Source organism: Bacteroides thetaiotaomicron VPI-5482 (genome assembly GCF_000011065.1).
In the GTDB taxonomy this organism is placed as follows: domain Bacteria; phylum Bacteroidota; class Bacteroidia; order Bacteroidales; family Bacteroidaceae; genus Bacteroides; species Bacteroides thetaiotaomicron.
In genome coordinates this window covers 135,797-147,923 of the sequence record NC_004663.1, presented here as the reverse complement: position 1 = coordinate 147,923, position 12,127 = coordinate 135,797, and the positions used below count along the sequence as shown (strand labels likewise).

Annotated in this window: 6 protein-coding genes; all 6 read right to left on the bottom strand. The window is 40.9% G+C overall.

Features of this window, described 5'->3' with window-relative positions:
- Positions 1-160 precede the first annotated feature (160 nt).
- Positions 161-1,537: an alginate lyase family protein gene (locus BT_RS00710; RefSeq protein ID WP_008766732.1), complete on the bottom strand. Its 1,377-nt coding sequence runs from the start codon at positions 1,535-1,537 to the stop codon at positions 161-163.
- Between the two features lie 9 nt (positions 1,538-1,546).
- The gene (locus BT_RS00705; RefSeq protein ID WP_008766733.1) at positions 1,547-2,932 is read right to left on the bottom strand and encodes an Ig-like domain-containing protein; all 1,386 of its coding nucleotides are present in this window, start codon (positions 2,930-2,932) and stop codon (positions 1,547-1,549) included.
- 29 nt (positions 2,933-2,961) lie between these two features.
- Positions 2,962-4,701: a RagB/SusD family nutrient uptake outer membrane protein gene (locus BT_RS00700; protein WP_008760460.1), complete on the bottom strand. Its 1,740-nt coding sequence runs from the start codon at positions 4,699-4,701 to the stop codon at positions 2,962-2,964.
- Between the two features lie 10 nt (positions 4,702-4,711).
- Positions 4,712-7,942 (bottom strand): SusC/RagA family TonB-linked outer membrane protein, encoded by a 3,231-nt coding sequence (locus BT_RS00695; RefSeq protein ID WP_172461656.1) that lies wholly within the window; start codon positions 7,940-7,942, stop codon positions 4,712-4,714.
- Between the two features lie 133 nt (positions 7,943-8,075).
- Positions 8,076-8,591: an RNA polymerase sigma-70 factor gene (locus BT_RS00690; RefSeq protein ID WP_008766735.1), complete on the bottom strand. Its 516-nt coding sequence runs from the start codon at positions 8,589-8,591 to the stop codon at positions 8,076-8,078.
- 747 nt (positions 8,592-9,338) lie between these two features.
- Entirely contained in the window at positions 9,339-12,122 is a 2,784-nt protein-coding gene (locus BT_RS00685) for a two-component regulator propeller domain-containing protein (RefSeq protein WP_162303145.1), read from the bottom strand.
- Positions 12,123-12,127 lie beyond the last annotated feature (5 nt).

Below are 12,127 nucleotides of genomic sequence, written 5' to 3'. Positions count from 1 at the left end.
CTAAAAACAGGTTCTTTTTACCTTATATTAAAACCAATCTTTCAAAAACTGAATCCTTTATCTCTTTTCAACAATCTTATTACTGACCTATTTGCTTATATATACGAAGGGGATCAGGTAAATACCTAATCCCCTCGCAAAAATATTCCAAAATGTATCGTCATTCCCGGTAATACATCAATGTGCCGAAACCTAACTGATCAAATCCACCGCTATTCGGTCCATAGTTTCCACCACCTCCGTCGGGGCGCATTTGCTCTGCCCACTTCCCGCTGTAAATGGAAGATATACCTTTTGCCTTGCAATATCCATAGAACAGTTCCCATGCCGGTCTTTTCGTTCCGCGCTGGTCTGTAGATATAGTTGTATTGGTATAAGACGGATTTGAATAGGAAGTATAGGGGAAAGAATTGGAATCATATACAAAATCATCACCAACTAATGTTCCTTTATTGAAGGCTTCATCTTTGATCAGATTGTACTTGCCTACATACTCAGCCATTGCTACTGCCCTATAATTATCAAAAGCAAACAGGTCCTCACCGATACTATAAGCCATCTGACAGAATGCCCCCATCAATGACACACACAATGTCGCATGCCCTTGGTCACGTCCCGACTCTTCACACTGTCCCAAAATCTCATCAGAATCCGGATCCTGATGCAAAAAAGGAACTGCATTTTTGATATTTCCAGCTTCTTTATATCTTCCTTCTTCATTCTTAAAATATACGATAGCTTGATTAATCAGCACATTATCATCACACAATATTCCAATGGAAAGAATAGATGTCATCTGAGCCAGATCCCAGTTTAGCCAGTAATGCATATTGCCCTGTCCGCCGTTATGATTCTTAAGGAACATATTGGAAACACTGTAAAACGTATCTTTCATCCAAGTCTTGAACTTCTCAAAATCATTCCTATCCCATCCGTTGTAATCTCTGAGCAATTCCGCCGCATTTGCCCACTGATGTGCCTGAATAGGTATCAAATATAAATTAGGGTCTGGAATATTATTAGTATAACCTTCCATTCTCAATATACCCTTGCAGTTCGTAGCCCATGCATTAAACAGTTTTACAGCAGCATCTGCAAATACGGTATTTCCCGACAACTGATAGCGGAGTGCCAGTTGGTAAGCAGCCGCAGCATCATACATACACGATGTGTAATTAGAGTAATCCGGATATTTACCCGACCAATTATTCTTATCCATTCGTTTCAAATATCCATCAAGCAAAGCACTCGTTTTTTCTGTATAAGAACTTTGCGCATAATCGCTTGCTTCCAGTTGAGCGTAGGCATCTTTCCAGGGCGATCGTGTCAGATTACTTTTTACGCGATCAATATCGGCCTGTGTATGAAGCATACAAGGATGCTTCAATGGCAAATAGTCTTTCTTAACCATATCTTCTTCAGGACTTTTCAAATCACTGAATTTACTGGTATCCCCATTGGGAATTTCACTACTGCAGGACATCATACCAAATGCTATCACAAAGCTAAAGAATAAGCTTATATATTTCGTTTTCATATTTCAGATTTATTTGTTATTTTCTTTTTCTACGTAAACTTTTAAATCTTCCAATGTCTTGAAAGTACGTACCCAATATACCTTATAAGAATAAGGTTGTACAGTAACGTCCGCTATCTTCAGCTGGAAAGTCGTCAACTTATCCGATGGAGCATCCGTTGGAAAATAGGGCTTAGCCTGCAAATCATAATATATAACCTGCGAATCTTCAGCCAAAACTCCGGTCGGATTGTTACCATAATCACCTTTGTTCGTATCCAACTTAAGACTTCCGTTACCCGGCACATCCATTCTAAAGGCAAGATAGCGGTAAGTTCCTATATTCAAGACAACCGGACGGTCATTAGAAGCCATCTTTAAGTCTGCCCTATATTTGCTGTTCGATTGCAGAGACATATTTACAGTCATACCTTCAGCATCAAAATTGACCGAAGCGGGCGTTTGTCCAAATCCCCATCCCAGTGCTTTCAGTTCATCCTGATTACGAACATAAGATAGTGACAATGAGACTACTCCTTCACCAACTACTTTGACAGCTATCGATGCTGATAGTCCGGACAATGGATCCTGAGCTATAATTTCGGCTTCACCTGCACCCACAGCAGTTACCAAGCCATCAGCATCCACTGTGGCAACTCTGTCATTGGTAGTACTCCAGCTTAATAATCCAACCGATGCATCAATTGGTTCCAAAAGACAATTTATCAGAGTCTTATCTCCTATCATCATATCATATCCCGGTTCACTTAATGTGATTTTATCAATAGGAATCACTTCTTTTACTGTTACTACAGCCGTAGCAGTCAATTGACTACCATCTTGACTTGAAACTGAAATATTAGCTGTTCCAGGCTTTTTCCCCGTTATCGTACCATCGTCCGCTACCGTTGCAACTTCTTCATTATCACTTTTCCAATCAAACACATTATATCCGTCTGAAGGAGTCACATTGACAATCACTTTCTTATTTGTTCCTTCAAACAGTTCCACGTTTTCAAGCTCTATAGCTGTAGCCACCGGCATTACTTGGACTTCTATTGTTTTGAGAGTCTCAAAGGCGGTACTCTGAGACAAATTAATATATGCTTTTCCGATCATCTTAGCCGTAACCCTGCCGTCCTGCGAAACAGACACCACATTTTCGTCCGATGATGTTAAAGTAATCTCCGGATTCGTCACATTCTCCGGAACCGGCTTATAATCTAAAACAAAATCCATTCCTACAGCTAAAGGTAGTGATGAACCTACATTTACCTCTATATCATTCATTAGTTGCGCCTCATTCATAGCATCACCATATTCCTTATCGCCACATGAAGCTACTGACAGTAATAAGCTTAGCATCCCAAGACCTACTGACATCCATTTTACTGATAAGAAAGCTATATGTTTCATATTTTTTCTTTTTTATTATTCATATTCCATTATTCTCCCCAACCCGGATTTTGTCCCAAAGTCGGATTTAACTGTAACTGATCAGAAGGCAATGGGTACAAGTAATTCTTATCCGCCCACTGACGCCCAGTCTCTACAACAACACATCCTTCATCATTCAAACTAAAGGTTGTATTCCAGGACTCATATTCAGTCCCCTTCCATTTAATTCCCAACATAGTCTGCGGCATCTCGTTCTCTGCTGTTTTCCAACGTTTCAAATCATCAATGCGAAATCCTTCATTAAAGAGTTCGACAGTACGTTCCCTCCGTATTTCCGTTCTCATATCCAACCCATGTGCCTGTGTAAGCTCGTTAGTCAATGCCGGCATATTGGTATTTACACGTTGACGAACCAGATTCAAGGAAATATTCAAGTCTTCATTTTCAATTTTATCATCTCTCTCATATATGGCTTCTGCATAATTCAACAAGACTTCCGCATAACGGATAAGCGGGAAATCATATCCCTCTTGCGTATCGGGTACCACACGTTCAGCACTCCATTTTTGGTTGCCATAACATGTACCGGAAGCTGGATCATAAACTTTGGATGTTTTAAGATCCGTCTCATCCCACTGCCACGAAGTTCGGCCGAATTTATTCCCCCAATAGCGGGTACCCGGTTTCAGCAACGTATAACGCATACGATTATCGCGATTCAAAAATTCAGAGACCTTTTTATCATACTTCTGGAAGCGCCCCGATTTCTCAATAGGCAATCCATCATCACACAAATAAAGATTGGCAAACTTACGAGTGACCCATTGCACATTTGCCAGACATTCTTGCGTTATATTCTTACCGATTGAGGCCAATACCTGATCATGACGACGAGCAAAAATATACTCATGATTAGAAGACTTTTTAATACCTGCCGGATTTGACTTCTCATTTTCCAAAATGAACATATACTTCTGCGCACTGTCACCCAGTATTTTTGTCTCACTGTCTGTTCCAAACAATCGGAATGTGTATCCATATTTAGCATCAATCACAGTCCGTGCTGCTTTGGCAGCTATGTCCAACAGATTAGCGGAACGTTGCGTATTCTGATTACCATTACGCGACTTCTGCCATGTTCCTTCATAAAGAGCCACTCTTGAAAGGAAAGCCTGTGCACCTTCTTTAGAAATTCGTCCTTCCTCTTCGGTCGTAAGTTCTTTAAAAGCCGGTAAATTTTCAACGGCATGATTAAGATCATCGATAATAAGATCGACTACTTCGCTGCGGTCATTCCGTTTTACTTTCATCTCAGGGTCTGTAATGTCCAACGGCTTCTTGGTGATGATAACGTCTCCATACAATTGAAGTAAGTCAAAATAACTATAAGCACGGAAAAAATAAGCCTCTCCTATATATTGCTTTATATCTTCCGGCTTAGCATAAGCTTCAGCATTCTGCAACAATAAGTTCGTGCGCCGGATATGCTTGTAGTTATCCGTATAGTTGGCGTCCGAAGACGGAATTGAATTTATTCCTCGGCTAAATTCATTGTAGCTCTGATAAGTAATCAAATCCGAACGTTTGTCACTATGTGTTCCATCATATACGACAGAAGAAAAATCACGCGTCCAACTATAAAAGGTATTGGCAAACTGCTTATAATCATTGACAGAAGTCCACATATTCTTACCACCCAACTGATCCTGAGGTTCCAGATCCAAACAAGAGTGGAATGTCATTCCTAACACTATGGCAAGGAGAATTGTTATTTTTGATCGTTTCATACTATTCTATTTAAAAAGTTGCATTAACACCTACCGTGAAAGTTCTGTTAAAAGGATAACGTCCTAAATCTTTAGTTTTACGTGAAGCTTCCGGATCCCAGCCGTCTCTTAACTTACTATGTTCCCATAAATCAGCTCCTGTAAAGTATATCCGTAGTTTACTGATCGCATTTGTTTTGGCCAACCATGAAGCAGGTAACGTATATCCCAAAGTCAGATTCTTTAAACGGAGATAGGCTCCATTCTCTACAGACCAAGAAGAACACTGATAATTATAATTATTTATAGAACCAATGCTTGTATAAGAGGGATAATAGGCATTTCTGTTCTCCGGGTTCCATGTATTACCGATGGACTGGGTTGTAGTATTCAAGTAAATAGCACTCATCGGTACCCGCCATGTTTCATTTCCTTCACCACCACGGAAAACTGTTCTGCGCCCCACTCCCTGAAAAATAGCAGAGAGATCAAAGCCCTTCCATTCCAATCCGATGTTGATTGAATAAGAAAGTTTCGGATCATCCGTCCCTAAATATACATAATCATTCTGATCCAGTTTGCCATCACCGTTCACATCTTCGAACATGTGGTCTCCCAGACGAAGATTATCCTGCATTCCAATTCCATTGCCATCCAAATAGTAATATTTGTATTTTTCCAGTTCTTCTTGGGTCTGAATTTTACCGACATAGCGTAATCCAAAATATGAGTTCAACGGGTAACCTTGCTGCTTACCAACAAAACCTGATTTCAGAACGGAAGTTGCTCCCAAATCAATCAATTTATTAGTAGTATAAGTTATAGTCCCTCCAATATGATATTGTACAGGTCCTATTTTGTCCGACCACGTCATGTTTCCTTCCCATCCTTTAGCCTCAAACTTTCCAAGATTCATCGTTGGGGCATTATCTCCCAACACACCCGGATACTGGGCATCAATCAACATATTATTATTTTTCTTCATAAATAACTCTACAGTACCAGTCAGTCGGTTATTGAAGAATCCGAAGTCCAGCCCCAAGTTATAACTATGAATACGTTCCCAAGTACGGTCTGTAGTTACAATCTTCCCATTCGTATCAATAGTCGAAACTTTTCCAGAGCCAATATATGCTCCGCTAGACGAAGAAAAATTATACAACTGAGTACCATCGTAACGATCTACGCCACTTTGATTGCCCAATACACCATAAGACAGTCTCAGCTTTAAGTTACTGACCAAAGAAGATAACGGCTGCATGAAGCTTTCCTCACTCAAACGCCATCCTCCAGATACTCCCCAAAAGAATTGCCAGCGATTTTCGGGACGGAACTTTGAAGAACCGTCATATCGCAGATTGCCTTCCACCAAATAACGTTGTTTATAATCATAGTTCAAACGTCCGAAATAGGACATCATTGCCTCATGCCATTTTGCAGGCTTACTGTCTCCATCTTTTATCAGAACTTCTCCGGCACCATTTGGTATCTCTAAAGACGGATTGATATCTTTTACAGATACAAAAGTATATTTATACTGTGTGTAATTATACTGTGTACCAGCCATTGCACTCAGATTATGTACTTCCGCCAATGTTTTGTGCCAATTCAGGTAACCGGAAACCATATAGTAGTCTGTTCTTGAAAAAGAATCAGAGTATTTACTCTTTTCCTGAGTAGGTTCTGTCGCCAACAATTTAGTGCCTGCATAATTATACCAATCAATAGATTTCTCTACTTTCTCACGTGTAGCGGTTGAAGTGTTATAGCCCACATTGACAACGGCATCCAGATCCGAATATATCTTCCAGTTCAACGATTCGCTGATATTGATAGCCGAAACCTTCAGTTTATTGTCTCCACCTTCCTCAGCCCACCAGTTCAATGCACGCCACGTTCCCCATCCATAGGGACGTCCGTCGATAGTAGAAGCAGGCAAACCCGGTTGTGGGGAAGACTGGGAAAGAACTTTCCCTATCATACTGGGAGATACTTGATCCTGACGGTTATAACCGATACTAGATGTCAACATCACAGCATCCGATAGCTTAAATTGGTTGTTCAAACGCATATTGTAACGTTGATTGTTATTATTTCCCCATTTCAAGGTACTGTTGTCATACATATATCCCAGTGACAAACGAAACAAGTTTTTCTCTGTACCTCCCGAGACACTGAGGTCATGTTGTGTAGACCATGAATTTCCCCATAAAATATCCTGCCAGTCATTATCCATAAAGACAAAGTCTTCCACATCCTTGAATCCTTCGGGAATCGGGTGTGCACTATGACTCAAATCAATGTACTGGTTCTTATACAATTTGGCTAGTCTGGCATAGCGAATCCAGTTTGAATCAGAATAGCCATCATTAGTCTGAGCAGTAATCACTGCATCCGCCCATTGATCCAACGACATCAATTCCGGTTGAAGCCCTACCACTTTTCCAGTAAAAGAACCATTATACTGGACAACAGTTTTACCCGCTTTTGCCTTCTTCGTTGTAATCAATACAACACCTCCCGCTGCTTTCGATCCATATATAGCAGCCGAAGCATCTTTCAGGAAGTTGATAGATTCAATGTCATCCGGATTCAAATTACGCATACCGTTGATACCGTCACTATATTCCACACCATCTACAATAATGAGTGGATCAGTAGAGTTGGATGAAGACGCTCCACGAAGTTTCATACCCCAACTCTCATCTCCAGGAGCTCCGGAATTACGAGTGATAAGTACTCCGGGCACAGTGCCCTGCATTGCCTGCAACGGGCTTGACATCGTACCTTTATTTTCCAGTTGTTTGGCTCCTACAACGGTTACAGCACCTGTTAAAGATTCCTTTTTCTGAGTACCATATCCTACAACCACCACTTCGTCCAGTACTTCAGTGTCTTCTTTCATTATAATCTTCCGCAATTTAGGATCGGAAGCCGGAAGTTCCATTGATTTAAAACCAATATACGAAATAACAATCACAGCATTCGGAGAACTTACATTTAAAGAGAAATTCCCATCAATATCAGAAATTACCCCATTCGTAGTTCCCTTCTCGAGTATACTTGCACCAATAACAGGTTCTCCCGTCGCATCTACAACCTGACCTTTGACTTGTTTTTGAGACTGTGCTATAGTCCTGCTATCATTAACATTTGCATAAGCCCATGTCCGGGAAGCCGGACACAGCATCAACATCAGTCCTAAAGCAACTATGACCGCCTTATTAGGTTGCGAATTAAAAATTAATCCTCTTCGTTTCATAACATTAAATTTGAGGTTTAAAAATAGTATTAAATTCTTGTTCTCTAAAATTTGTTGAGGCATAAAGATACCTCTCACTCAGTATTGATTCCTTTTCCATAAGCACCAAAGGTTGTTTATTATATGAATAATTTTATATACAGTTTCGGAAGAAGTCACGCATATCACGGCGTCCGAGAAAAAGATGGTTTTCCACTGTACGGCAACTCAATTCTAATTCGGAGGCTATCTCCGGAGAAGATTTATCCTCAAAACGATTTAACGTATAGATCAGCCGTCGCTGTTCGGGCATGGCTGCCAACCGTGTCCGTTCCATCGCCATCAAATCATCAGCAATGATTTTCTCTTCAGTATCATTGGAAGAAGTGACAGTAAAATCATAGAGGTAACTATCTATCTCCTGCTTTTTATAATAACGACGGATATAGTCGGTCACTAAATTGCGTGCGATCGTAAAAAGGAAGTATTTTACTGTATCCGGACGGAGCATCTGTTTGTAATCCATCAGACGCACAAATACATCTTGAGTTAAATCCTCCGCTTCATAACGGTGAGCAATCCGATAGGTAATATAGTTTAAGATTACCTGATGATATTCCTCGTAAGAACGGGTGATAATGTTGTCGGAAGTGTAAGCTGTTGTCTCCATAATACTATCTTTTTCGGTTTTGAACACGATGCAAATATAAAGGCAATTCCGGAGAATGATTTCAAAAAACAAGGGAGATGAATCTCAACGCATCTAGGTAGACTTTATTTTATTTAAGCAAATGAATTACAATCACTTACACACTTTTTAAACGGAGTCTCACTTTATAAAATGAGACTCCGTTTGGGCATAATAAGCAGACCGATGGTTCACATCTCATCAATTTGAGCAAAGTAACCTGGGAAATAAAAAGCCTTTGGTTATTGTCACTTATCACCTTGGCAGGACAAGTGTCTTATAATTAAAGCAGTAAGGGTGATAATAGATGGTGATAATAAGGTGATAATAGAATAGTTCTTGATTTCTATTATCACCTGTTTTTGACAAGCGATCTATTTATTCAATTGATTATCAGGTGTTAGACAGACTATTCAAGGGTAACGTCTACCAATGTTAAAAACACCATTTTTGCCATGAATGTACGTTGTTTACGCCCAATATTGTTCTATGTAAGCTGCATGTATTAAGACAAAGGCTGGGAAGCTTAACATACAAACAAGGCTTGACTAATATATTCAGGTGCTTTCATGTATTCATTTCACGTACGTGAACCGTTCAGCTCATGTACGTAAGCCCGATGAATCACGTACATGAACCGATGGAATCACATACGTGAAACGATCTCTTGTTACTGACCGAATACATTAATCTTACCTGCATAATATCTTAATGAAGGGAGCACATTTACTATTCATCTTTAGCCGTTCCTCCGATACTGCGAATATACTCGTTCGGAGTAACTCCGGTACTTTTCTTGAATGAACGGAAGAAAGAAGCACGTGAACTGAAGCCGCATAGTTCGGCCAATGCTGTCAATGTATAACGGGAGTAATCACTATCCTCTACCATTTTCTTGAACTGGGCAACCCGATACTCATTTATAAAGTCATAGTATGACTGATTAAGATATTGATTGAGCAGATAGGACAAGGAATGGGAAGAAGTATGCAATGCGGCGGCAAGTTCTCCCATTTTCAAGTCGGGATTAATATAAGGTTTTTCTTTCTCCACATAAGCAACAAGCCTGTCATGAAGTTCTTTACATTCGGCTTCGCTCATACGGTTGGCCTTATATTTTTCTTCTGCAGGATGTGGTTCCGCCGTCTTTTCTTCTTCCTCTTCTTCTTCGGATGAGATCTCGTGTACTTCCGTGACCAATGGAGCAGATTTCCGCACATAATATCTCACCAGAACAACGATCAGAATAATCGATATAGCGAGAATCACCCATCCCCACCAAGGAATCATCGGCTGCACAGTCACCTTATAAATGGCCATTGATTGTTCATTGCCCGGAATACGTACACAGAATGTGTATGTCCCGGAAGAAAGCCCATAATACGATACTTCACTCTGTGCTGTCAGCAACTTCCAGTCACTGTCCGCTCCCTCCAGTTTATACTCATATAACAAGGCAGAAGGTAATCCATATGCAAAATCGGTAAAACAAAAAGTAAGATTGTTCTGATTATACTTCAAAGACGATTTATTGATAGAAACTCCATTAGCCAGAATATCCGTAAAGACAATCGGACGGACCTTTCCACGTACCTCATCTACCTGTTTCGGATCTACATAGATCAACCCCTTGGTATTGCCAAACCACAACAGTCCTCTTTCATCTTTATAAGCCGCTCCGTTAGTGAAAGTCGGTCCCGGCACTCCGTCATTGAAGGTGAAGGAGTCATACTCTTCTCCTTCTTCCTTAATACGCAACAATCCATCGTTGCAACCTACCCACAGCCAGCCTTGATTATCTTCTGTTATTGACATCAGCGAGTTATCGGGAAGCGTAGAAAGTACTGATTGATTGCGGAAATGGTCCATCGTTAAGGTAGAAGTAAACAGGCTGCCTTTCTCACGGATAAAGTAAAGGTTATGTTCTGCATCTTCATAAATAGTACGTACTTTATCTTTGTGTACAAATCCTTCCGGAAATACATTGGAACGAAGGCTTTGTGAGGCCGGATCATAGATGCACATACCGGTTTCTGTAGCAATCCATCCTTTTCCGGTAGAGTCAAAACTTACTTCATACACATTTCCTTCGGGCAACTGAGAGTTGGTGCTGGTGAAGTTTTTGATTTGCTTTGTCTGCCCGTTGTAACAGAATAGTCCCTGCGAGGTGCCAATCCAAAGATTTCCCCTGTTATCCGGTTTTACACAGAAGATATGTCCTTTCTGGAAGAGTTCCGTATCACCTTGTGTAAAGTATTTGAGAGATAACGTCTGCGGATTTAATACCATCATACCACCGCCATACGTACCGATATAATATTCACCTTCATAGAAGCAAATGGTAAGGATCAGATCGGACGTAAGAACCGGTTTCACGAAACTTTTCACTATGCCGGTAGCTTCGTTAATATAGAACAATCCGTCACGCGAACCAATCACTTTCTCCGGTCCCCGGTTTACGAACGAACGAATTGATAAATTGGCAGAGTTAAACTGAGGAGGATAAGCGTACGTACGGAACAGTCCGTTTTGATACAGTGAATAATCCAATCCGGCTTGGAAATGTCCTACCCAGACTGCACCCCTGTCATCCACCAGTAGTGAGTAGATAGAATTACTGCGAATCCCTTCTTTATCATTCACATCATGGAAAAAGCGGCGAACCACTTTCCGGTCTTTGTGAGAAAGGAAATGAACCCCATTTCCATCTGTAGCGATGTACACCGTCTCCTTTCCATCACCGGAAATATCAGATATCACATCACATCCCAAAGAAACCGTATGGGCAAATGTCTGTTTCGGGATATCGAAACAGACGACTCCCTGACTCATTGTACCCAGATACAGCGTTTCACCTATGCGGGTCAGACAACGGAAATAATCGGCTTCGGGAACATTCTCTCTGAAATGCCAGGAATTGATCTGACCATCTTTCAGCGAATAAGAAAATAACCCTTGCACTGTTGCCAACCAAAGGACACTCTTATCTTCATTCAGGCAGAGGTCCATGATCCGGTTACAGGCTGCCAGCATATTTTTATCGGTCTGTACCTGAAGCAACTGACCGTCTTTCTGAATAAACAGTCCTCTCTCCGTACCTATATAAAGTACATCTCCATCTGCCAACAAAGCATTGACGGCACAGTCGATCTTCTCGGGAACGATTCTCTGCAATTCACTACCGGAGCGATTCAGCCGCCAGAGTCCGATTCCATTTCCGATCCATAGTTGCTTGTTATCGGTTTCTGTAATACAGTTCACCCGTTTCTTTCTTCCCGAATCTACTCCGCGGAATTCGAAATGCTTCACCTTCACACCGTCAAAACGGTCGAGGCCGTTGTCTGTCCCCAACCAGATGAAACCTTCCGAGTCTTTATAAATAGCATTCACCAACAAACCGGAAAGGCCGTCGGACATAACGACATTACGAAACATATAGGGTTGTGCCTGCAAGTTTTCCCCGCAAACCCAACACATTATTATAAGAACCAAATATTTAATCGTGCTTTTCACCTGCC